The sequence below is a fragment of the Actinoallomurus sp. NPDC052308 genome (genome assembly GCF_040679195.1).
In the GTDB taxonomy this organism is placed as follows: Bacteria; Actinomycetota; Actinomycetes; order Streptosporangiales; family Streptosporangiaceae; genus Actinoallomurus; species Actinoallomurus liliacearum.
Genome location: NZ_JBFAUM010000002.1, coordinates 621,528 through 644,017, shown reverse-complemented (window position 1 = coordinate 644,017; position 22,490 = coordinate 621,528). Strand labels below are relative to the sequence as shown.

At 70.3% G+C, this 22,490-nt stretch carries 22 protein-coding genes, 1 tRNA gene and 1 pseudogene; 10 read left to right on the top strand and 14 right to left on the bottom strand.

What is annotated here, in order from left to right:
- Nucleotides 1-171 precede the first annotated feature (171 nt).
- Genes AB0L00_RS09070 through AB0L00_RS09060 form a run of 3 tightly spaced genes read left to right on the top strand, consistent with a single transcriptional unit; the run spans nt 172 to nt 4,006 of the window.
- Complete coding sequence (locus AB0L00_RS09070) at nt 172-2,622, top strand: hypothetical protein (protein WP_364430495.1); 2,451 nt, start codon at nt 172-174, stop codon at nt 2,620-2,622.
- 53 nt (nt 2,623-2,675) lie between these two features.
- Entirely contained in the window at nt 2,676-3,056 is a 381-nt protein-coding gene (locus AB0L00_RS09065) for a hypothetical protein (protein ID WP_364430492.1), read from the top strand.
- A complete protein-coding gene (locus AB0L00_RS09060; protein ID WP_364430489.1) occupies nt 3,053-4,006 on the top strand; it encodes a DUF6177 family protein in 954 nt (317 codons plus the stop codon). The genes AB0L00_RS09065 and AB0L00_RS09060 overlap by 4 nt, the downstream gene beginning before the upstream one ends.
- A gap of 82 nt (nt 4,007-4,088) precedes the next feature.
- On the opposite strand, the gene AB0L00_RS09055 is transcribed toward AB0L00_RS09060, so the two are convergent.
- Nucleotides 4,089-4,673 carry a sigma-70 family RNA polymerase sigma factor gene (locus tag AB0L00_RS09055; RefSeq protein ID WP_364430486.1) on the bottom strand — a complete coding sequence of 195 codons (585 nt, stop codon included), beginning with the start codon at nt 4,671-4,673 and terminating at the stop codon, nt 4,089-4,091.
- A gap of 638 nt (nt 4,674-5,311) precedes the next feature.
- Between AB0L00_RS09055 and AB0L00_RS09050 the strand changes: the two genes are divergently transcribed.
- Nucleotides 5,312-7,720 carry a SpoIIE family protein phosphatase gene (locus AB0L00_RS09050; RefSeq protein WP_364430483.1) on the top strand — a complete coding sequence of 803 codons (2,409 nt, stop codon included), beginning with the start codon at nt 5,312-5,314 and terminating at the stop codon, nt 7,718-7,720.
- Between the two features lie 24 nt (nt 7,721-7,744).
- Here the strand turns inward: AB0L00_RS09050 and AB0L00_RS09045 are convergent, their stop codons facing one another.
- From AB0L00_RS09045 to AB0L00_RS09035, 3 genes are all read right to left on the bottom strand, one after another.
- On the bottom strand, nt 7,745-8,419 hold the full coding sequence (locus AB0L00_RS09045) for a lysophospholipid acyltransferase family protein (protein WP_345354916.1): 675 nt from the start codon (nt 8,417-8,419) through the stop codon (nt 7,745-7,747).
- Nucleotides 8,420-8,482: 63 nt separating this feature from the next.
- Nucleotides 8,483-9,466, bottom strand: coding sequence for a GNAT family N-acetyltransferase (locus AB0L00_RS09040; RefSeq protein WP_364430480.1), 984 nt, complete (start codon nt 9,464-9,466; stop codon nt 8,483-8,485).
- A gap of 215 nt (nt 9,467-9,681) precedes the next feature.
- Nucleotides 9,682-10,329 carry a class I SAM-dependent methyltransferase gene (locus tag AB0L00_RS09035; protein WP_364430477.1) on the bottom strand — a complete coding sequence of 216 codons (648 nt, stop codon included), beginning with the start codon at nt 10,327-10,329 and terminating at the stop codon, nt 9,682-9,684.
- Nucleotides 10,330-10,452: 123 nt separating this feature from the next.
- On the opposite strand from AB0L00_RS09035, the pseudogene AB0L00_RS09030 reads away from it, so the two are divergent.
- Nucleotides 10,453-10,746, top strand: a pseudogene (locus AB0L00_RS09030) (NUDIX domain-containing protein); the annotation flags it as partial.
- Between the two features lie 10 nt (nt 10,747-10,756).
- Here AB0L00_RS09030 and AB0L00_RS09025 read toward each other — a convergent pair.
- Complete coding sequence (locus AB0L00_RS09025; RefSeq protein WP_364430475.1) at nt 10,757-11,395, bottom strand: hypothetical protein; 639 nt, start codon at nt 11,393-11,395, stop codon at nt 10,757-10,759.
- Nucleotides 11,396-11,473: 78 nt separating this feature from the next.
- Nucleotides 11,474-11,980: a hypothetical protein gene (locus tag AB0L00_RS09020; protein WP_364430472.1), complete on the bottom strand. Its 507-nt coding sequence runs from the start codon at nt 11,978-11,980 to the stop codon at nt 11,474-11,476.
- A 256-nt stretch (nt 11,981-12,236) separates the two neighbouring features.
- On the opposite strand from AB0L00_RS09020, the gene AB0L00_RS09015 reads away from it, so the two are divergent.
- From AB0L00_RS09015 to AB0L00_RS09000, 4 genes are all read left to right on the top strand, one after another.
- On the top strand, nt 12,237-12,806 hold the full coding sequence (locus tag AB0L00_RS09015) for a DinB family protein (RefSeq protein ID WP_364430469.1): 570 nt from the start codon (nt 12,237-12,239) through the stop codon (nt 12,804-12,806).
- A gap of 440 nt (nt 12,807-13,246) precedes the next feature.
- Nucleotides 13,247-13,831 carry a hypothetical protein gene (locus tag AB0L00_RS09010; RefSeq protein ID WP_364430467.1) on the top strand — a complete coding sequence of 195 codons (585 nt, stop codon included), beginning with the start codon at nt 13,247-13,249 and terminating at the stop codon, nt 13,829-13,831.
- Between the two features lie 30 nt (nt 13,832-13,861).
- Entirely contained in the window at nt 13,862-14,446 is a 585-nt protein-coding gene (locus AB0L00_RS09005; protein ID WP_364430465.1) for a hypothetical protein, read from the top strand.
- A 209-nt stretch (nt 14,447-14,655) separates the two neighbouring features.
- Nucleotides 14,656-14,952 (top strand): hypothetical protein, encoded by a 297-nt coding sequence (locus AB0L00_RS09000; protein WP_364430462.1) that lies wholly within the window; start codon nt 14,656-14,658, stop codon nt 14,950-14,952.
- 213 nt (nt 14,953-15,165) lie between these two features.
- Here AB0L00_RS09000 and AB0L00_RS08995 read toward each other — a convergent pair whose 3' ends face one another.
- Entirely contained in the window at nt 15,166-15,966 is an 801-nt protein-coding gene (locus tag AB0L00_RS08995) for a hypothetical protein (protein ID WP_364430460.1), read from the bottom strand.
- Between the two features lie 784 nt (nt 15,967-16,750).
- Between AB0L00_RS08995 and AB0L00_RS08990 the strand changes: the two genes are divergently transcribed.
- Nucleotides 16,751-16,823 (top strand) — tRNA-Arg (locus tag AB0L00_RS08990).
- 211 nt (nt 16,824-17,034) lie between these two features.
- Here the strand turns inward: AB0L00_RS08990 and AB0L00_RS08985 are convergent.
- The 7 genes from AB0L00_RS08985 to AB0L00_RS08955 all read right to left on the bottom strand — a co-directional run bounded on the left by AB0L00_RS08985 (nt 17,035) and on the right by AB0L00_RS08955 (nt 22,479).
- A complete protein-coding gene (locus AB0L00_RS08985; RefSeq protein ID WP_364430458.1) occupies nt 17,035-17,901 on the bottom strand; it encodes a tyrosine-type recombinase/integrase in 867 nt (288 codons plus the stop codon).
- A 43-nt stretch (nt 17,902-17,944) separates the two neighbouring features.
- Nucleotides 17,945-19,501 (bottom strand): replication initiator, encoded by a 1,557-nt coding sequence (locus AB0L00_RS08980; RefSeq protein ID WP_364430455.1) that lies wholly within the window; start codon nt 19,499-19,501, stop codon nt 17,945-17,947.
- 100 nt (nt 19,502-19,601) lie between these two features.
- Complete coding sequence (locus tag AB0L00_RS08975) at nt 19,602-19,730, bottom strand: hypothetical protein (RefSeq protein ID WP_364430452.1); 129 nt, start codon at nt 19,728-19,730, stop codon at nt 19,602-19,604.
- On the bottom strand, nt 19,730-20,098 hold the full coding sequence (locus AB0L00_RS08970; protein WP_364430450.1) for a hypothetical protein: 369 nt from the start codon (nt 20,096-20,098) through the stop codon (nt 19,730-19,732). Before AB0L00_RS08970 ends, AB0L00_RS08975 begins: the two co-directional genes overlap by 1 nt.
- A 17-nt stretch (nt 20,099-20,115) precedes the next feature.
- Nucleotides 20,116-20,820, bottom strand: a complete 705-nt coding sequence (locus AB0L00_RS08965; RefSeq protein ID WP_364431599.1) for a DUF2637 domain-containing protein — start codon at nt 20,818-20,820, stop codon at nt 20,116-20,118.
- A complete protein-coding gene (locus tag AB0L00_RS08960; RefSeq protein ID WP_364430447.1) occupies nt 20,820-20,990 on the bottom strand; it encodes a hypothetical protein in 171 nt (56 codons plus the stop codon). Before AB0L00_RS08960 ends, AB0L00_RS08965 begins: the two co-directional genes overlap by 1 nt.
- Before the next feature lie 130 nt (nt 20,991-21,120).
- Entirely contained in the window at nt 21,121-22,479 is a 1,359-nt protein-coding gene (locus AB0L00_RS08955; RefSeq protein WP_364430444.1) for an FtsK/SpoIIIE domain-containing protein, read from the bottom strand.
- Between the last annotated feature and the right edge of the window lie 11 nt (nt 22,480-22,490).

Sequence of the window (22,490 nt, the reverse complement as noted above, 5' to 3'; positions counted from 1 at the left end):
CCCCGGAAAGTCCGCCTGATCAGCGGAGCTCAATCGCTCACTGTAGCGCACCGAAAGCACACCGTAACGGGCCCGCATGCTCGTAGCCGGAGCCCGGCAGGGGGCCCGCGCCGATAGGATCAATAGCGTTTTCCGCCCTCATTACGCCTGGTGCGCGCCGAGAGGAGACCGGTGTCCGAACAGCCCTGGCAGGTCACCGTGCTCACCGAGCTCGGCATTCCTCTGTCCGGGCTCATGGTCTCCGATCCGAGCGGTCGCCCCATGCCCTCATCCGCGCCGCGCGCGGCCGGCAGCCAGGCGCCGGCCGGCGGCATGTTCGAGGTCACGTCCGCTCCACCACCCGAGTGGCGGGACGAACCGTCCCCACCCGAGGCTCCCGCACTGAACGGCGGCGCGCCGGCCCCGCCGGTCGAGCGCGCGGCCGTCGATTCGTACGCCGACGAGCCTCCGGCCGATGACGGTTCCTTCGTCGCCCACCCCCTGATCGGCGGCACGGTCCTCGACCTCCCCGAGGTGGAGCCGGAGCGACCGTCGCAGCGAGACCAGAGCGAGGCGTCCCAGGCGGAACAGGGCCCGGCGCCCACCGAGGGCCGGCCCGCGCCACCCCAAGGGGAACCGGCGCCGCAACAGGCGGAGCGGCCATCCGCGCCCCAGGAGTCACCGGCCCCTCCGCAGACGGAACAGGTATCGCCGGCGCAGGAGGAGTGGTTCCCACCCCAGGCGGAAGAGGCGCCGCCGCAGGGGGAGTCGGTCCCGCCACAGGCGGAGCAGGCTTCGCCGCCGCAGGGCGAACAGGCGTCACCTGCGCAGCGGGAGCGGTTCCCCTCGCAGGCCTCACCGCTGCAGGCGGAAGAGGTGCCACCCGTGCTGGGTGAGCGATTCCCGCCCCAGGCGGAAGAGGCGCCGCCGGCGCAAGGGGAGTGGTTCCCGCCGTCGGCGGAACAGGATCCGTCGCCGCAGGGCGAACAGGCGTCACCTGCGCAGCGGGAGCGGTTCCCCTCGCAGGCCTCACCGCCGCAGGCGGAAGAGGTGCCACCCGTGCTGGGCGAGCGATTCCCGCCCCAGGCGGAACAGGCTTCGCCGCAGCAGGCCGAACAGCTGCCGCCCGCGCAGTGGGAACGGTTCCCGCCGCAGGTGGAACAGGCGCCGCCCGTACAGGGGGAGGGGCTCCCGCCCCAGGCGGAACAGGATCCGTCGCCGCAGGCCGAACAGGCGCCGCCCGCGCAGTGGGAACAGTTCCCCCCGGTGGCGTGGGACCAGCCCGCGCCACCCTGGGAGGAGGCGCAGGCCCCGCCGCGGCAGGCTTCGCCGCGGCAGGCCCCGCCACGACAGGACGCGGGTGGGCAGCCGTCCTGGGCGGAGGGCGGCCCGGCCCAGGCCGACCAGGAACAGCCGCTCTCGTGGATGCCGAACGCGGCACCCCAGTGGGAGCAGAACGTTCCTGCGGCGGCGCGGCAGGAAGCTCCGGCGGAGGGAGAACAGGGTCTGTCCCCCTGGGAGCCGCCGCCGCAGGTGCGGTGGGACGACGCCGCCCAGCCGTCCTGGGGGTCTCCGGCGGCACCGCAGGACGCGCCGAGGCAGCCGGAGCAGGGGGCATGGTCCACCGGCTCCGAGGCGTGGCGGCAGGATCCCGGCGCTCCACAGGATCGGCCGGTGGGGGGTTCGGCTCCCTCCGAACCACCGTTCGTGCCCGGTCCCACGCAGGCCGGGCCGCCCGCGACGGGCGCGCCGCTCGCCGCCCGGGACCTCGTGCGCCGGTCCGCGTACGGCGATCCCCTGATGCGCCGGATGTCCCGTGGCGTGCGCCGGGCCGTGGGGGCCTCCGCCGCGGGCGACGTCCGCAAGGCCGCCGACGTGGAGGCGGTGCTGGGCCGGCCGGTCCCGTCCTGCCGGCAGATCGCGGTCACCAGCATCCGTGGTGGCGCGGGCAAGACCACCGTGGCGGGGCTGACCGCGACCGCGATCGCGCAGTACCGGCAGGACCGCGTTCTGGCCGTGGACGCCGACTCCGGGCTCGGTTCGCTTCCGCTGCGGATGGGCGTCGGCCCGCAGCTCTCGCTGCACGACCTGATGTCGGCGCACCCGAGGTCGTTCGAGGACGCGTCCCGGTACCTCGCCCGGACCACCGACGGTCTGTGGGTGCTGTCCGGGACGGCCGGAGGACGGATCGCGGGAGAGCTCGATCTGGCCACCTTCCGTACGGCGGCGGGCGCGATGAGCCGCTACTTCGCCGCGGCGGTGATCGACTGCGGGGCCGGGCTGCTGCCGGAGCTGCAACGCGGCATCATGACCGACGCTCACGCCCAGGTCATGGTGACGCCCGGCACGGTCGACGGGGCGCTCAGCGCGCACGGCGCCCTGGAGTGGCAGATGCGGAACGGCTACGACCACCTCCTGCCCCGTACGGTGATCGCGTTCGTGACGCATACCCCGCACGTGGACGCCGATCTGACGCGGGCCGCGCAGATGCTCAGCTCGGGTGGGCTGCCGGTGGTGCACGTCCCCTATGACCGCCACCTGGCGGCTGGAACCGCGGTGGAGGCCGCGCGGATCGGCCATGAGACGCGGGCGGCGGTCATCCGGATCGCGGTCGAGGCGTTCGCCCGGGCGGTCGCCGCGTGACCACGACCCCTTGGAAGACCCGTGATCACGCTTCCCGATAGGAGGTGAGGCTGTTGACCAGCGACATCGTCGCCCTGGTACGGCACCGGCCCGAGATCTCGACCGTCGTCGACGGCATGATCGCCTTCGGTGAGTCGCTGGAGCCGTACGACGCCGGCGACGGGGCCTTCCACCTCTATGACGCCGGCGGGCGGCTGACCGTGTCCATCGAGACACCGCAACTCGTCGAGGTCCGCGGCGAAATCGAGCGGCTGCTGGGCCCGGAGACGGCCGCCCACGTCCAGGTACCGGTCTGGTGGGTCGAGGTACGCGCGGCGGCGGGCATACCGGACGCGGCGCGGATCGCCCGGAGGTTCGCGGACGACCTGGTGCACTGGCAGGGCGGCGCCATCTGGCCGCCTCTGGTCACTCCTCCGACGAAGGAGGACACATGACCGGGCCGGCGGCGGACGCGCTGACCGCCGACGCCATGGTGATCCTTCAGGACCGGCCGGTCGTGGGGTTCACGAAGTGGCTGGCCGACGGGCTGCGGTTCTGCAGCGAGACGGGGCGCGGACTGCAGATCGTCACCGGACCGGGCGCACGGATCACGGTGCCGATGCGGCTGGTGCTCACCAGCCCGAACAGTCACTGGGTGGTCCGCGCGGACGGCGGCTACTACGACGGTCTGTCCGGGGTGCCGCTCGTGTGGGACGGCGCTGGATTCATCATCGACCCGCGGGCCCGGACGTACGCGCCGACGTACACGACGCCCCCGGCGGAGCCGGTCGGCGCGCAGCTGACGGTGACGTTCCGGGTGCGGTACACGTCGGACACCGCGATCGGCGCCGCCACCGAGGAGGTCTGCACGGCGCTGACCGGCGGGCCGCCCGGCGGCTGGGGGACCGCCGAGCCCGCCACCGACGTGTGGCGGCGCGAGCGGCTCAGTGAGCTGTTCTGGTCGCGGGGCGCCGCGGCGACGTGGCTGACGATCGTCGGCGCGGGCGCGACACCGGCCGTCGGCACGCTGCTCGTGTCGAAGGTGGGTGAGGAGGTCGAGGAGGCGGTGACCCTCGTGATCGGGTACGCCGATCCCCGTACGGTGCCGGTCGCCGGCCTGCCGACTCTTCTCGGCGGGATCGCCGCCGGACGGCACCTGATCTCGCTGTTCACCCAGTTGGGCAATGGCCGCGCGGACGTGACGACGGTTCCGCGCTGGCTGGGACCGTCCGCACCGATCGGCATGGCCGTGGGAGGCGCGGCCGCGGGGCCGCCGGGCGTCCCGGCGCACCGGATCGGCGACGCCCGGTCGCCGGCGACCTGGTACGTGCTGGGGGACGGCCGGCAGCAGGAGGGCTGGCAACGGTACGGGCAGCTGACCCGGCAGCTGCAGGGCGGGTTCTGAGCGGGTCCGGTGGCTCGCCGCCATGGGAGCCGGCCCGGTCCGGGCGAGCGCGATGGCGGCCGGCCCGGGTGGGCCGGCCGGGTCAGGCGGCGCGGACCACGGCGACGCGCGGCGCGTACTGCTTGAGCTGTTCGCGCAGCTGACGGCGGCCGCGGTGCAGCCGGGACATCACCGTGCCGATGGGGGTGCCCATCATCTCGGCGATCTCCTTGTAGGGGTAGCCCTCGACGTCGGCGAGGTAGACGGCCGTGCGGAACTCGACCGGCAGGTCACGCAGCGCCTTGATCACATCGGAGTCGGGCAGGCGGTCGAGCGCCTCGTGCTCGGCCGAGCGCAGGCCGGTGGACGTGTGCGACTCGGCTCGGGCGAGCTGCCAGTCCTCGATCTCCTCGGTCGCGGCGCGCTGCGGCTCGCGCTGCTTCTTGCGGTAGGTGTTGATGAAGTTGTTGGTCAGGATGCGGTGCATCCAGGCCTTGAGGTTCGTGCCCTCTTTGAACTGGTGGAAGTTCACGTAGGCCTTCGCGAGGGTCTCCTGGACCAGGTCCTCGGCGTCGGCCGGGTTGCGCGTCATTCGCACCGCGCTGGCGTACAGCGGGTCGATGAGCGGCGTGACGTCGCGCTGGTATCGCTCGACGTCCTGGCGGGCATCGCTCGCCACAGTCGTCATTTGCTGCTCCATAGAAGTGCTGACCTGGACGGATGTCCTCGGTCGGGGGAGCTCCCCGCGGCGGTGCGGGGCCGGTTCGAAGGCGCCGGACACGGATGATCTCCGTGCAGCTGTCGGCTATGTGTGCCCGCCAGGGGAGCGGCGGGCCGGATCGCCGATGCGCCACCGACGACTGTGTCGGCTCGACCGGCGAAGAGGCTCGGCGCCTCTCACACGGGCGCCTACCGGAGTCGTCAGTTTAACGCAAGTTCGACACGCTGCGAAATGAGCTTCGTCACACTCTGTGTCCACATGGGGCTCTCTCCTCCGTCGCTCCGCTGGGCCGCGGACCGGCCCTGCCTGGACGAAAAGGGTGGTTACCCCTTTTTCGCCGGACACAACGTGCTTCATGCGCGGCCTGCGGAAAACCACAGGGCGTGGCCGCGCGATCGACCCACGGCCGCGTGAGCACCCCCTGCGGCGGTGGGCGCTGCCGTGGGCGGCGATGGCCTGGTTCGGTCACCGGACGTGCCGACGCCTTCGCTGAGCGACGTAATCGCGTCGAAACGCAGCGCAGTCGGGCAACCGGTTGTAACGTCGGTCACATCGCGGGTCGGGGGGCCGTGCGCCTGCATCCTCGCTGGAGAGGGGGATCATCCGTGGTCACTCGGCAACGCCCCGCCACGCGCCTCGCAGCCGCCGGTGCGCCACCCCGGCTGCTCGATCGCCACCTGCTCGGGATCACCCCGATGGCCGTCGTCCTGCTCGACGAGCTCGGCCGCGTGACCCGCTGGAACCCCGCCGCCGAGGACGTCTTCGGCGCCCCGTACGACGCGGTGGCCGGCCGCCCGCTGCGCACCCTGCTGCACCTGCCGCAGGAGCACCGGTCGGCGTTCGAGTTCGGTGACCGCCGGCTGCGCCACGTCTGGACCGGGGTGTGCCTGGTCTCGCGTCTCGACGACGGCGCCGTGCGGGAGATCGCCTGGTGGGTGTATCCGCTGACCGGACCGGGCGACGCCCGGGGACTGGCCGTGGCCGCCGACGCGCAGCGCATCAAGGATCACGGCCACGGCCTCGCGCTCGGCGACGTCCTCATCACGCCCCCGCCGCCGGCCCCGCTCACCGCCACGAGCGGCGTCCGGATCCTTCGCGTCGAGCCCACCCTCGTGCAGTCGTCCACCGTCGACTCCGCGCTGCTCCGGCGCCGGCTCGCCGAGCTGCTGCCGCCGGACCTCGACCACCGCGAGATCGGCGATCAGGTCCTCGCCCGCGGCTATCCGGCCGTGAACGTCAGCGTGACCGTACGCCTGCCGTTCGCCGGCCACCGCGACACGGCGCCACGGCTCGGCCGCGTCCGCCCGACCGCCGCGGCGCCGTACGACCCGCCACCCCACCAGCCGCTGGAGCACCTGGCGGCCCAAGAGCGCCTGGACTTCCTCAACGACGTCGGCGCCCGCCTCGCCGACACGCTCGACCCGGTCCAGACCGCCGACGCCCTGTGCGACGCGCTCGTGCCCTCGTTCGCCGACTTCGCCGGCGTTCAGCTGCTCGAGTCGATCGTCACCGGCCAGGAGCTGCCCCCGCCGGAGGCGGACGCCTCGCCCAGCGTCGTACGCGTGGCCATGCGGTACGACGAGGAGGAGGGCCACTGGGACGATCTCGTCCCCCTGGGCGAGGTGATCCGGATGCCGTCCAGGATGCCGCTCGCCGACGACCTGACCACCGGGCAGAGCGTCAACGTCCCCCGGGTCAGCGAGCGCGTGAGCCGCCGCATCTCCTCCCGCGTCGGCAGCCGTGACCTGCGGCCCCTGCTGCGCGGCCGGGCGCTGCTGATCACGCCGCTCATCGCGCGCGGCAAGATCTTAGGCACGATCGTCCTGCTGCGCCGACGCGACCGGCCGCCGTTCGGCGAGCGGGAGGTGGCCGTGGCGGAGGAGCTGGGCCGCCGGGCCGCGGTGTGCGTCGACAACGGCCGCCTCTACCGCCGCGAGGCGCGCGTGGCGGCGCAGTTGCAGCACAGCATGCTGCCCGACGCCCCGCCCGACGTCGCCGGCGCGCGGATCTGCTACCGCTACGTCCCCGCCGACGAGGCCGTACGGGTCGGCGGCGACTGGTTCGACGCGATTCCGCTGCCCGGCAGCAGGCTCGCCCTCGTCGTCGGCGACGTCATGGGCCATGGCCTGACCTCCGCCGCCATCATGGGACAGCTCCGCACCGCCGTACGCACGCTCGCCCCGCAGGACCTCCCGCCCGACCAACTGCTCCGCCAGCTCGACGACCTCGCCCGGCGGCTCGGCGACGAGTGCCTGGCGACCTGCGTCTACGCCGTGTACGACCCGGTGGCCCGGCGCTGCGAGATCGCCAACGCCGGGCACCTGCCGCCCGTACTGGTCTCCCCGTCCGGCGAGTCCTGGCTGCTGGAGGTCCCGCCCGGCGCCCCGATCGGCGTGGGCGGCGTCCCGTTCGAGACGGTCTGCTTCGACGTCGAGGACGGCAGCCAGTTCGTCGTGTGCACCGACGGCCTGGTCGAACGCCGCGACCGGCCCCTCGACGTCGGGCTCACCGCGCTGCGGGACTTCCTCTCCGGCCCGCCGCGGCCGCTGGAGGACGTCTGCGAGACGCTCATCGAGGGTTTCGGCACGGCGGGCCGGTACGACGACGACATCGCCCTGCTGGCCGTGCGCTTCGAGGGCATCCCGAAGGAGGACGTCTTCTCCTGGAACCTCAGGGCGGAGCCGGCCGTGGTCCGCGAGACCCGCCGCCTCGCCCGCGAGGCCCTGCAGACCTGGGACCTGCCCGCCCTGGTGCCCACCGTCGAGCTCCTGGTCAGCGAGCTGGTCACCAACGCGATCGTGCACGGCGCGGGTGACCTCGGGCTGCGCCTGATCCGGGCGAACTCCCTGCTCTGCGAGGTCCGCGACGACGGCTACGATCTCCCGCACCTGCGCCGGGCCGAGACCACCGACGAGAACGGGCGGGGCCTGCAGCTCGTCAGTGCCCTCGCCGAGCACTGGGGCACCCAGCGCACCCCGACCGGCAAGGTCGTCTGGTTCGAACACCCCCTGTGAGGAGGGGAAGGCGGGGCCCCGCGGTCAGGCCTGGGTCTGCTTGGACCGCTCGTTGTACACGCCCGCGTACTCCTGGCGCGACAGCTTCTCGATCTCCTTCATGATCTCGTCCACCATCGCGCGGCGACCCTTGGCCGGCGGCATGTCCGCGAACGCGGTGTAGTCGATCGGCTTGCCGAACTTCACGCCCGGCCGGTGCAGCCGGGGAATCGGGATCTTCGCGCCGACCGGCATGATCTTCTCGGTGCCCTTCACCGCCACCGGCACGACGCTCGCCTGGGCGTTCAGCGCGAGCCAGCCCACACCCGTGTGCCCGCGGTAGAGCCGGCCGTCCTCGGAGCGGGTGCCCTCCGGGTAGATCGCGAAGGCGCTGCCGTTGTTCAGGACGCCGAGCGCGATGTCCAGCGCGGCCACGGCGGCGCGCTGCTCCGTACGCGGCACGGGGATGTGCCCCATCGCGTCCAGGAACGCGCCGAGGATCCGCGCCACGCCCTTGCCCTCGAAGTACTCGGCCTTGGCGATGAACGTGACCCGGCGCGGCACGACGAGCGGAATCAGCACGCTGTCCACGAACGACAGGTGGTTGCTGGCCAGGATGATCGCGCCATCCTCCGGGACGTTCTCCAGCCCCACGACCACCGGCCGGAACAGGATCCGGAGCAGCGGGCGGACCACCCGGTACATGAACCAGTACAGCAACTCTGCCTCCTCGACTCTCCGTCACTGTAGACCCGCCGAGGCCAGGGAACCGCCAACGTCCGCCTAGTGGATCATCCTCGGGTCGCACTGGTACTGCCGGGTCTGCCGCAGCGGCCGGAACCCCAGCCGTTCGTTGACCGCGAGCATGTGGGCGTTGTCCTCGGCGTTGTCGGTCTCGATCTCCAGCACGGCGGGCCACTCCGCGCGCAGCCACTCGAGCATGGCCGCCTTCACCCACAGCCCGAGCCCCCGCCCGCGGTGCCCGGACACGACGGCGGTGTCGTACTGGATCGCCCGCGTACCGTCACCGACCGGGATCATCAGCTCGGTGAAGCCCGCGATCGTCTTCTCGTGCAGCGCGGCCACCGTCAGCAGCGTGTCGCCGCGCTTCTCGACGACCTCGGCCATGTCCCGTACCCGGTCGGTGTCCCAGGTGGTCGTGCCGTAGTTCATCTTCCCCGCCGGGATGTCGCCCATCGCGGCCTTGGCCTCGGCGAACGCCTCCGCCAGGTCGTCCGGAACCACCCCGAGCCAGCGGGTCAGGCGGTACCCCGGGTGCTCGGTCCCGACGATGTCCTCGACGCCGCGCGCCTCCGCGACGTTCAGCAGCAACAGGCTGAGGGACAGCGCGCAGAGAAAGCCGTTCGCCTCCAGGAAGGCCGCGCCCGACGTCTGCGAGGACGCCTCCACCACGAGTGTGCGGCGCTGCTCGTCCCGGGCGGCCCGTGCGACCGTCCGCAGCAGGGTCGTTCCGACGCCCCGGCGGCGGTGCTCGGGATGGACGTGCAGGGTGAACTCCCCGAGATGGCGCCGGCCCGTCCCCTCGAACAGCCGGAGCCGCGCCACGCCGGTCACGGTGCGGTCCGCGCGGGCGACCCAGAGCAGGTGGCGGCTGCTCAGCCCGGACGTGGTCACCTGGCCGTGCACCTGATCGAGCGTCGGCGCCGGTTCATCGGGGAAATCGTGGGCGAGCGACGCCGCGACGACCTCGTGCCACGCGGCGACGTCGGCGTCGGAGACGTCGCGCAGTCGCTGAACCTTGTCCAAGGACGCTCCTCGATCGTTGGACCGTTTCCCTGAACAAGGACCGTACGCGCCCTGGACCGACCACGTCTCTGATTCCGAACAGCCGCCCAGAGCCGGTACCGCATCGCAATCCGCAGGCGCCCGACCTGGCCTTCCACCTGGTCCGCAATGCGATTCATGTCGTATATGTCGCATCGCTCGAGCCAATTCCCCTGCCGGCCGCACCCGTCCTCGCGTCACCGTTTACGGCTCAGGAACTGCACTCCCCGCGACCGGTTGCCGTTCATCGTGGTGACGTCGATCCGGCGTTCGTCCACCGGTTCGAAATCCGACAGCAGGGCGCGCAGCCCGGCGAGGTCGTGATGCCGGCACACCGCGCCGTCACCGGTGGCGAACACCCCGTACGGCGCGTCGAAGCGCCGCGCGTAGGCGGCATAGCGATCCCGGTTCCGCTGGTCGTCCTGCAGGAGCACGTCGCTGACATAGAGCAGCCCGCCGGGCGCCAGGACACGGCTCAGCTCGGCGACGAGCGCCCGCTGAGCGCCGTCGTCCGGAACGCACGTGAGCACCGCGAACAGCAGGACGAGGTCGAAGCCCGCCGACGGGTACTCCAGCGCCGGCGGCGCCTCCAGCACCGCGAAGCGCAGGTCCGGCCGTGACCGGCGGCCGCGCGCGATGAGAGCGGGGGACAGGTCCACGCCGGACACGTCGGTGAAGCCGTGCTCGCTCAGCTCGGCCATGACGCGGCCGTACCCACAGCCGTAGTCCAGGACCCGCGCGTCCCGGCTCACCCCTGCCAGCCAGCCGAGATCCACCGGGTGCGTGAACGTCTTGGTGGCCCCGGCCCCGTCCCAGTAGGCGACCTGACGCCCGAGATCCTCCATGCCGGCCCAGCCTAACGACCGCCTCCCACCCTCGCCGTGCCCGCTCCATGCACGGTGGCGATCGCGAAGATCCGAAGCGTTGAACCGCCGTGATCTCCCGGCGCGGGCCGGGAGGCACGCACCATGGAACGCATGGACCGAGCCCTGGCCCTGGACGAGAGGACCGGGAACGCGCTGACCGCGTTCCTGCCCGCCGCGCGGGTCGCCGGCGTACCCGACGACGCGCCGATGCCCGCGGCGCTGGTCGCGGTCTGGTGCGGCCGGCGCCTGCTCCTGGTCTTCGACCGCTTCCGGCGACAGTGGGAACTGCCGGGCGGGGGGATCGATCCGGGCGAGACGCCCCTCCAGGCGGCCGTACGGGAACTGCGTGAGGAGAGCGGCCTGTACCTGCCCTCCCTCACCCTCGCCGGGTACGCGCGGTTCCGGCTCACCGCGCCGCCGCGCCGCGAATACGCCGCCCTCTACACCGCCCGTACCGAAGCGCTCCATCGGCGGTCTCCGCCACGGATGGAATGCTCCGGTCCGGGGCGGCGGGCGCGCCGACGGCGATGCGCGCGCCGATGTCGCTGACGGCGGCGTGGAAACCGTCGAGGGGGATGAGCCGGCTCGGCCCGAGCGAGGGGTGCAGGACGCCGGGCGGGAAGAAGGCGCCGTGACACCGAAGGCAGACCATGGCGTTCTGCCAGGTGTGCATCATCGCCGGCCACACGGCGGCATAGGCCTCGTACCCGCGCTTGAGCCTGCGTCCTTGAACGAGGACCATCAGGTACACCGCCGCCGTCAGGCAGAGGCAGACGACCGCGGTCGCGAGGTAGGTCCAGCGGTCGCTCGCCTGGTCCGGCCGGTCGTTCAGCGAGAATCCGGACAGGGCGATCAGGCCGAGGCCGATGAACATGGCGAACATCAGGACGACGCCGCAGTTCAACGCCGACCGGCGGCGAGGGGGCGGGGGAGGGGCGAGTCGCATCGCCAGGTGGCTGGTCTGCGTTCCATGGGAGGTCACCGCCATGGCCATCGGCCCGGCTCCGATGCCCCCGCCGGGCGCGACACCGGTGGAGTGGGCCACGATGCCTGAACGGCCGGGCTCCGCGTGCGGAGCCCGGCCGTTCTGTTCGCGACCGTGGGCAAGCCCGCCCGTAGGTGATCAGCGGGAGGCGCGGCACCATGGGCGGGCGAGGCGGTCCGGCAGACCCATGCCGTGCGGATCCCTGCGCCGTGCCGTGCTCCTTCGCGATCGCCTTGGGCGGCGTACCTGCTCTCGCGTCTCCACCGTGAAGTTGTTGATGAAGATCGGAGTGTCGAAGGAGATCTTCGACTCCGGGTCGCCCGCACGCCTCAGGAGCTCGTAGCGCCGGTGGTTGCCCTGCAGGATCGCGCCGGCGTACAGCCGGTGCATCGCCAGGAACTGACCGTCCAGCGGCTGGAAGACCGACCGCAGCAGTTCAGCGTCCTCGCGGCTCGTCGCACGCGCCGTCTTGCCCTTGTAGGGAGGGTTTCCCGGCCGCAGCGCGAGCAGGTCTCCCACCCTGGCGTTGGGTTCCGGCGCGCCGTTGCGGCTGTGCGCCAGGATGCGGTTGTCGAACCTGGCGAGCTGGCAGGCCAGGCCGCGCACCGGGCCCAGCCTCATCCAGTGGATGAATGCCAGGCCCATATCCCGTAACGCGGCCAGGGCAGACGCCCGGCCGGGCTTCGCTAATGCCGGATTATTTTTCATGGGATGAATCCCGATCTCTAGACTGAGGTTGGCCGGCGGCCCTCTAGACCGCTGACCGTTGACAGTCCGGAGACGCCCGGCTACAGCAACTGCGGCCCCTTGGACACTGGCGCGCTCAGTCGGCAAGACGGAAGCGCTGGTCAGGCGTGCAGTCGCGGAAATTCGCTGGCAGGCCGGGTGCCCGAGGACCACCATGGCCGGAGTGAGCGATCAACCCCAGCGGTGGAGCCAGGCAACCGTCTACCCCGACATGTGGGTGAACCCGGATGAGGATCCCCGCGACAACACCGGAGTCAGTCCGGAAGGCGAACTGGCGACACTGCAGGATTACCTGACGCATTACAGACTGACCCTGCTGATGAAATGCGACGGTCTTAACGCGGAACAGCTGGCCCGCCGGTCGGTCCCGCCGTCGACCATGTCGCTGCTCGGCCTGCTCCGGCATCTCGCCGAGGTAGAGCGGGACTGGCGCGGCTGGATCCTGCCTGGCGGCCCCCCGCCGAAGCTGTACGGCGCGGGCGACGCCGACTTCGACGGAGCGGTCGCCGAACAGGCGGTCGTCGACGCCGCATACGCCGACCTGGCCCGTGAACAGGCGACCACCGACGCCGTGCTGGCCGAGTATCCAGACCTGAGCGTGCGGCCGGGGAAGGACGCCATCGCCGTCCGGGAAGTGCTGGTGCACCGGATCGAAGAGTACGCCCGACACTGCGGCCACGCGGACCTGTTGCGGGAGTGCATCGACGGTCGCGTAGGCCAGTGAGGCATTGAGTACGACGACACGGTGGCCGCAGCTCTGATCCGCGAGGGCGGGCGAGTGCTCCGGCTCGCGGGGGCATGGGGCAGCGGAGCCCCCAGCGGTGCGCTCGAGCAGCCATTTGACAGGAACCCAACGCTGTCATGGCTCGTCAAAGAGGTCGTACCCCTATGGCGCCCGATGATGGTTCTGCGGGAGTGGCGCGAGTGACTGAGTCGATGCCTACTCGAAAGATGTCCAAGGCAATGTGGGCGGCATTGCCCTCGCCCGCAGTTCTCTTAGTCGTGTCAGGTATTCGACTCCACTATCAAGCCGGACACTGCTGATTTCGCTGATGCGCATTCCGCGCCACAACGCCGCCGGTTCGGAGCGCCGAGCGCCGCCGCCGATGACACCCGTCTTCAAGCAAGGCCGGTACGTCAATATGCCTATGAACGCAGTAGCGAATGGGTAAGTACGATGCGATCGGGAAGGGGCTCTTCGAAGCCGCTGAGCCTTACTTCAAGAAGTTCGGCGGAAAAGCGTCACGCGCTGCAGGTGACGCAGCCGAAAAAGCTCCATTCAAAACAACCCCACTGAAGGAAAGCTACCGGGGCGAGAACCAGCCGGGTGGGATCATAGGCCCCTGGGGCGACAGAATAGAAGTACGCTACCTCGATGATGTGGAGCGCAGAGATTACAGGCTCACAGTCGATGAGGACGGCTTGCTGCGAGACAGCAAGGGAAGACCTTTCAACAGCGTCGTAGGTGAGAACCCTGATGCTCCCGGAGCCATATTCGTCATGGACAAACACGGCAACATCTATGCGTCCAACTTCGAAGAGTATGGCAAGTTCCACCATTCGAGTCTCCTCGGTGGTGAAGATGTGGCCGGCGCGGGAACACTCTCGGTCTCCGATGGCCGGGTTAATGCGATAAGCAACTCAAGTGGCCACTACAGGCCGAGCGCTGAAATCAATCAGCAGGTTGTTGATCACCTGCGCAGCCAGGGCGTAAGGATCGACGATGATATGATCGATTTCACATGGTGACCTGATCAGTGAGCAAGGAATGGCATAATCATGCTATGGCGCGCCATCATCAACGGGATCCTGCACAACGTTCAATTTTCGAGACAGCTTGACGACAGTGTTATCGAGCGTGTCGCGCAAAGGATCATAAAACGTCCGCAGTTCGACCTGACGCCGGAAGAAGAGTACACGGCGCTCACCGAAGCCTTGCGGTCAGGCGACCAATTGGTCGGCGACATTCCGCTGCGCCACGACGAGCCCTCTGTACGTGAGTTCCTGATCAAAGTCCAGAACCGCCTCGACGCCTTGCGGCCCTGGCCTGCCCCCCCTTACCTCTATGTGGACATCGCCAACTGGAACCGGTTCGATGGTGCACGACCGATTGCCCGCATCCACCTCTGGTACATCGACGTGCAAGGGCGTCTGCAGCGCGGGTTCAGCAAGGTGGACGCTGGCCGTGAGGCCCTGTTGCTGCGGCTGAAGTCGGGTGCCGAGGTCGCCTTGGTGACGCCCTGGTGGATCGGCAGCGACGACATCGCCCTCATGCAGATACCGTCCGCGCTTCCGCAGGAACACATATTGGCGGAGTTCAAGGCCGCCACCGGCTTCACCGACGACGAGGTAACCGCGCTCTGAGCCGGGTCAACACTGAACCTTTTCCATTACGCGCAGACCTCGTGATTCTGTAGGGCGTGAATGGCCCTCAAGCTCTACGCCAGTCGCATCGACGGCGACGATCGAGCAGCCGACCAACGGATGGATGATGCGCTCGCCGCGTAGGTCTCGGCCCGGACGATCAAGTCGGGATCGGATCCCGCGCCCCGGGCGGGGAGACAATGGCCCCCATGGAAGCACCCCGCCCCGCCGTCCAGATCGAGCGGGTGGACACCACGGGCACCGATCTTCTGGCTGTCGTCGTGCGATGTCTGGCGACCACACGGGTGGGCGCACGTTTCCGGGGCGTGGGTCGGCACGGACAAGCAGTCGACCTGGCACTGACGGAGATCCGGCGATATCCCCAGGTGAAGGTAACCGAGCTGCACCCGCCTCACGGCGCTCGCCTCGTCTTCACCGGTGCAGGTGCGGAAGATCTTCAGCTCAGGGCCGGGGACGTCTTCAGGGGCACCAACCCCTGCGCCTGAGCAAGCAGCAGCCCCAGACATACGAAGAGAGCAGCTGCGCCGGAGTGAACGCCGGCGCCGAGTGACCCGCGATGGAGCTACGCGCCGTCGAGGTAGCCGACGCCACCTCGCACGCCTTGCAGGGGCGGTGAACGTGTACAGCCTGACGCGTAATGAATGGCTCGGCCGTCGATTCGCTGGTATTGCGCTGGCTCGGGCTTCGTCGGACCGAAGCTAACCGTCCGCCTTGGCTGATGCGTTCTGGCCGTGGGGTTCCGTGGCCGAGGCGTACGGCGTCGCAATCCCGGGAATCGGGGAGATCTTCCAGGTTTCCCAGCGCCGCTGGTCCGGGTCGAGACGAGCGAAGAGCAGCGTGATGTTCTCGGTCTCGATCAAGCGTGTCCTGGCCGCCTCCTGGAGGTCGTGGAGCGCCGCCACATCGGTGCGGAGCACGCGGATTCGGGTGCGGAGGCGCAACCGCGCCCGCCAGGGGCGCCAGAGGGTGTGGAGCAGGAGTCCGGTGGCCGCTCGCTGGTACTCCTCAGCGGCCCGCATCAGTACATCGACCGACTCTCCCAGGACGCCACCGGCGCGGCGGTCGATGATTCTGATCACTTCACACTCGAAGGCGCGTTCGTGGGAACCGGCGGCGAAGTCCATGACCCGACGCGGGGTGCCGGCGGCCAGCGCGGCCACTCCGAACCCGGCGAAAGCCTTATGGAGCGCGTCTTCGGCGTCGATGCCGCCGTCGAGGGTCGCCCTCAGGCCGAGCCCGCTTGTCAGGTGCGATCGTCCGCCGACCGCCCGGCGGACCGGAGCCCACCCGATCTCGATATCACGGACCCCGGCGGTTATCTCCGCGATCGTCTGCAGTCGCTGCATGACGTCGGCACGTAGCTGCCGCCGCTCATGCTGCCTGGTCAGATAGCCGGTCGCCGTCGCCCCAACGATTCCGCCGACCGTGCTGTAGGTCAGCTCCGCCAGCCCAGGCAACTGTCCCTCCGCGCTGTTCCTACCGCTCCTCGGGCGGACCACATCGTGGCAGAGTCCTTCTGCCCGCACCAGACCGCAAGGGCCGCCGCAGACCGCCCGCTCCGGCACGCCCTACGGGCGCGCGGCGTGGGCGCCGGTCCCTCCGGCCGAGTGCTCGCGGTGCTCAAGGTCGCACTGTCGTGCCTAGCGTACGAACCGTCTGCGCCACCATGGTCGATCGGGCGACGCGGTCGGATCGTTAACGGTCCTTCTGAGGAAGGCGTCGTCAAGCGGTACAAGCGCTCGGCTCAGGTCTCGGCGTGCGGCTCGTCGCAAGGTGTGCAGGACGTCATTGAGCAACGTGCGCGCGTGCATGTCGCGCCAGAGGGTGGTCGCTTCTCCGCATGTCAGCCCTCCGCAGGGGTGAGGGATCGGGCCTTGAGCCCAGACACGGAGGGCGCGACCGACGTCGCCGGGTGGCAATCCGTTGTGTCGCTCGAAGAAAGCGATCTGATGGTTGGTCGCACCGGACAGCCCCTTGATTGCGGGCCCGCGGCCGCGGAAGACCGCACGTGGTAGCTGACGTCTGATCTCGCCTGGGGACCGACGAGGCATGGCAACTTCCCTGGAGCGCGGAGGCTTCACTACCTTAGCCCGGCCCGCTCCCCGGACGGTGGTACGACGGCGGGCGGGATGACCAGGCCGGGGGCGGAGCGTGCGAGGACGGCACTACCCTTGACGGTGCGCGCTGGTCCGCATCGGACGGTCAAGATCCGGAACATGTCCGGAACGGTCGCCGACTGGAGGCGCGGAGCCGGGCGGGTCCGCTAGGCTCTACCAGCGTCAAGCCCTCGTAGCTCAGGGGATAGAGCAACGGTTTCCTAAACCGTGTGCCGCAGGTTCGAATCCTGCCGGGGGCACCCACCTGATCAAGGAAAACCCCGGCTGACCAGCACCAACACAGGTCGCCGGGGTTTCGCATGTGTGCAGCCGTATGCCACCGAAAGCACCCCTCAGCCGGTGGTCGCGGGATATACGCGGGATGAGCCGGGGCGGGGTTCGCCCAGGTGAGCCCCCGAAAAAGCAAGAAGGCCCCGGGATGGACCCGGAGCCCTGTCGCTGCAGAACGCGTTACGCGGCGAGCGCCTTTTCGATCAGGCGGTTGATCCGTTCCTCGTCCCCGTCGAGGCAGCCCGCGTAGACCTTCCACAAGACCTCCACGCTGTGCCCCAGCCGCCGGGCCACCTCCTTGGGCGGTACGCCTGCGTTCAGGAGCAGCGTCGCGCAGGCGTGCCGCAGGTCGTACGGGCGTCCGGCGAGGGGCGTGGTTTGCTGCTCGGGGGACAGGCCGATGACACGAGCGGCATGCCAGATGCGCCAGACCGCCGACGCTGAGACCGTGCCGCCGGTCGAGGTGGCGAACAGCCGGCCATCCTCCGCCGTGCCGAACTGCTCCAGGTGCTCAGCCAGGATGCGGACCAGCTCCGGCGGGATCGGGACGAGGCGCTTGTCACCGACCGGACGTCGCTTGAGGCCCTTCTCGTCGTGGCTCTGTCCGCTATCGGTGTAGAGCCTGCCCGGTCTCGGCCGTGACTTCGTCAGCGTCAGCCGACCCCACGCTGAAGCCGGGAGATCACAGGAGCATTCGCCGACGCAGGCGCACAGATCGGGCAGTTCGCAGTCTTGCCGCCGCAGACCGATCGCCTCGGAGGGCCGAAGGCCGCCGTAGTACATACACGCGTACATCGCGCGCATCCGTGCCCCGCGACCAGACAGCCGACCCACATAGGTCACCGCGGCGAGGAGCTGCCGCGCCTGCGCCGGGTTGGCGACAACACTCCGGTCGACCTGCTCAATTTTCTCCGGAGCCTTCCAATCCACCTGATCGATGGGGTTGGCGTCGAGGAGCTTCCGTTCCCTCACCGCGTACTTGAGCACGTTGTAGAGCACGGCGCGCTTGCGCGCGACGGTGGTGGCAGCGGCCGGGCGACCGGTCATCGTGACAGCGATGGCGTTCAGAGCGGATCGAATGACGTCCGCCTCAGCGAGATCTGTGACGGGGAGCGATCGGCTCCCAAGCCATTTCAGAGCTGCGGCTTCCTCGGCCGGAACAGGGAACTTCCAGCGCGGAGGGTTCAGCCCGTAGTGCAGCAGCGCCCGCCGGAGAACCGTCGCACTCGGCGCGCCGTTCGTCGATGAGACGAGCGCAGGCGTCACCGTCGCCAGGGCCGAGCGGTGGCAGCGACGTGCCGTTGATCGCGGCGGTTAGGAAGGCTTCGCCGGGGGTGTGGCCTTGACCGGCGTAGTCCCAGTGCGCGATGACGAGGACCTGGTCGTCGTCGAAGAGGGGGAGGCGGCCGGTGGTGATGTCGTGTTCGCGCTGGTTGTAGGCCATGCGCGCTTCGCGGAGGGCGCCGAGGGTGGTGGAGTAGCGGCGGGACTTGGTCGAGAAGTGGCCGCGGAAGCCGAGCATGTGCGCCCAGTCCGCCAATCGAAGATCAGCCATCTCCGGAAGCGCGCCGAGTCGCTGACATTCGGTGATGAGGCGCCGGGCGTGGTCGCGGATGTTGAGGCGGTCGAGGTCGTCGGTCGGGCGGATACGCCGGTCGAGCGTGCCGACGCATTCGGCCGCCTTGGTGGCGTATTTGGCGATGTAGCCGGCCACGGCTTGGTCGGTCAGTTCCCCGGTCGTGGTGATCGGCCGCACGTCGACCTGAGACCCCCATGCCAGCGAGCGAGCCGGTACGTCCTCGGCTGCAGGGGTGGTGACCGTGACCGCGTGGGCGGCGTGGCGTACGGCGTCGTCGAGGAGTCCGCCGGTTGCCCAGGCCGGTGGGGACGTGGTCGGCCCGTCGGGTCCGTCGAGGCGGATCACGGCGTGGAAGTGGACGATGCCCCGCCGTTGGTATTCGGCGACCTTGGCGAAGGAGACCGCCAGCACGGCCCGCATCTCAGCGAGCGTCAGGCCCGCCGCCTTGGCCAGCCGCCGCCGCAGGGCGAGGGTGAAGCGTCGCCATAGTTCGGGGGCGAGGGCGTTGAACAGGACGGAGCCGGTGTAGTCGTAGCAGTCCGGGCAGAGCGGTTCCCCCAACCGCGGATCGTCGGCCCCGTGCCGCTGCGTGCAGGACTGCGGACGCCCATGCGGGCACTCGGCGAGGTCCCGCCGAGGGTGGCACGGCTGGACCTTGTCGGCCTTTTCGCGTCGGGCGTGGACCGGCCCGAACGAGGGAGCCGTGAGGGTGACGAATGCCGCCGGGTGAGCGGTGACGGTGTCGGGCACGCCTTTGCCGCCGACGAGTCCCGCGCGGACGAGTTGGTAGGTGTCGGCGCGGTAGACCTTGGCGCAGGAGGGGCAGCGGGACGCGCGGCGGGTCTTGCACGCCACGCGCAGCACTCCGTCCGGCTCATGGATCGTGGAGTAGCGGTGGAGGAGGGCGCCGGTGAGGGGGTCGCGGTAGTCGACCCGCCCGCGCAGGTGGATCGGTTGGGCGCAGCCACCGGTCCGGCGGATCTGTGCGGCCCAGCGCTGGTAGTCGGGCGAGCTGGCGCGGCGGGCGATGTCGCGGAGGGTGAGCGGGGAGGGGACGGCAGCAGGCAAGATGGAGGCGTCTCCTGTCGTTCTTTGGAGCGGTGGAGGGATGGCCCCCGACGTGGCGGACGACTTGGCGGTTGTGTGGCCACGCCGGGGGCGCAGGGCGTCAGGAGAATCCGAGGCCCTGGCAGTGCTGGCAGGTCTGGCCCTCGGAGTTCAGGCCGCCGGTGCAGTGGCAGCACGCCCAGTGCTCCACATGCGGCACCAGCGCCCTACGCTCGTCATCGAGGCCCATCACGCGGCGTCCTGGTCGGCCATGGCGTCAAAGACGTCGGCGTAGCTCATCAGCGCCTCGTGGGCGGCCATGCGCCGAGCCGGGACGTGGACGACCTTGTAGGTGATGCGGCCGAACGTCTTGGCCACGGTGTAATGGCCACCGTCGCCTCGCTCGTCGACGGGGACGGCGTCGAGGAGGGCGGCGATACGGTCGACCTCGGCCGCCTTCTGCGCATCGGTGCCGTGGGGGTGGTAGCTGACCTCCCACCCATAGGTGTTGACCGGAACGGCGGGGTTGGCCTCCAGGAAATCGGCCAGGGCGCGAAGGCCCTTGATGGTCTGGTGGCGCGCGAACAGGTCACCGGGAACGATCGGCTGTGCGGTCATGACGAGGTTTCCTCTCTTCAGGCGGTGCGGATCTGGCGAAGAAGGTCAGAGGCGAGCTGGTTGGAAATCCCGAGCCGGGCGCGTAGGGCGTCGCGGGTGATGGGGCGTCCGTGGCGTTGTTCGTGTTCGGTGGCGACGCGCCGGGCGAAGGTGAGCAGTTCGGCCGCCGGCCCGCCCGCCGAGGCAACCTCGTCCCGACGCTCGTCCTGCTTCGGTGCGTCGTCCCGGACGAGGACGAGGTCAGAGGACGGCTGTCCGAACGACGGCGGCACCGGGGACGAGTCGACAGCGCCCGTCGCGGACGAGGCCGAGGAAGAGGACGAGGGAGCCTCGGCCGGGCGTCGACCGGCGGAGCGTCGTTCGAGCATCGAGACGGCCACCAGGAACGCGCCTGCCGGGGTTGCGGCGGTCAGCCAGCCCCATGGGGTGGGTTCGGCTTGGGCGAGGTTGGCGGCCAGCGAGAGCACCACCCCGCCGGCCAACACGAGCGACGGCCAGGACACCGGCCCGGTACGTCGACCGGTGCGCCGGTCACGCTGCCGTTCACGAGCGGCCATGACGCAGGTGAGGTCGATGCAGACGGCGATGGCCCAGGCCATCCAGCCGTGTTGTCCGTGCTGGCGGGCGGTGTCGCGGATGTGGGTGAACGAGCCCGCCGCGGCGATCCCGGCCAGCACGACGACCGGCCCGGAGTCGGCCAGAAGGCCGCCGAGGCGGGGAATCACGCCGCCTCCCGATCACACGAGGCGAGCAGGGCGGCCAACTCCGGATCACAGCGGTGGGCCTCGGCCCAGTCGAGCAGCCAGCCCAACCCGTCCGCGTAGGCCGCCTGCGTCTCGGCGCAGCGCGCACAGGCCACGACGTGGACACCGCGCGTGTCGTCGAAGGTCATGCGGACGGGGTCCAGGACGAGGCGGCGGGACGAGGACCGACGAGGACGGGGACGAGGGACCGAAGCAGGGACGGCGGGACGGCGCAGGGGGATGACGTTGGTCATGGCGAGTCTCCGGGGGGTCGAGGGGTTAGGCGGCCTGGTCGTCAGGGACGGCGCGCGGGCCGGTGCGGACGAGATCCGTCCAGGGGGTGGCGAGATGGCGGTGCGCGTGTGCGGCGGCTTCCGCATCGGCCTCGGTCGTGAGGGCCGAGCGGGCGCGGTGCCAGGACCCGTCACTGCCGGCCACGATCGCCACGCCGGGCGTCTCGGCGGGGATGGCGCGGGCGGCTTCGAGTGCAGCGGGGTCCATGTCGCCGAGCGTCATCGTCGCCGTCTCCGGATCGTTGACCCGATGGCAGACCCGCCCGGACAACTGGGATCGCAGTGCGGTGACGCCAGGGCCGAGGTCAGAGCCGATGCGCTGGCCGCAGACGATCAGGTAGACCCCGAACGCCCGACCAAGCTGGGCGATCCGAAGCAGTGCCACCGACGTTTTCGCGACGGTGTCCTTTTCGGCCTTGTCGGCGATGAGGAACAGTTCGGCGACCTCATCGACCACCACCACAATCGGCATCGGGCGCAACTCCTCAGGCAGCCGCCAGACGTTGCGCACGCCGTGTTCGCGGCAGTCGGCCATCCGGTGCGTCAACTCCGACACCAGCCCATCGAGCAGCCGCACACACCCCGCCCGCGTCGTCGCCAGCGCCGACATACGCGCCGCATACGGGGTCAACTCGACTCCGCCCTTGAGGTCGAAGCCGACCAGGGCCACCGGTTGCGGGGCAAGCCCGCGGATGATGGCGTTGAGCAGCGTTGACTTGCCCGATTGGGTGGCGCCGGCGAACAGCCAGTGCGGGACGGTTCTGAAGTCGATCACCCACGGCCGCCCGTTCTCCAGCACCCCAGGCCGCACCCGCAGCAGGTCATCCGGCTCAGGCGGTACGGGCGGAACCGAGGTCAGGGGGTCTTTGCGGGTGGCGATCAGCACGACCTTGCCGGGCTTGGAGTCCAGCACCCGCACCGCGTGAGCCCGCCACGCGTGTGCCAGCCTTTCGGCGACCTTGGCGAAGTCGTCGGGGATCTGGCCGTCGTTCAGCGTGATCGGCAGCCGCCAGCCCAGCCGAGACGGCCGGATCAGGCCCAGGCGGGGAGCCTTCTCGATCTCGACCCGCCGCAGGTGCCGGCGCTCCACGATCGCCGTTGCTTCACGGGAGGCGGCCCCCAGGACCGGGACGGAGTCGAGGGTGACGCGCCAGCGCCGCCGCTTATACGTGAGCTTGCAGGCTGAGGCGACGTGTTGCCAGGTCGCGTACAGCCAGACCGCGCGGGCCGGGAACCCGACGCACAGCCAGAACGACAGCGGATGCACCCGCCGCCATGCCAGGCCCCCGGCGACAACGGCGACAAGACCCGCGACCGCTACGAACAGCGTTGCCTTGTCGAACATGACGAGCCCCG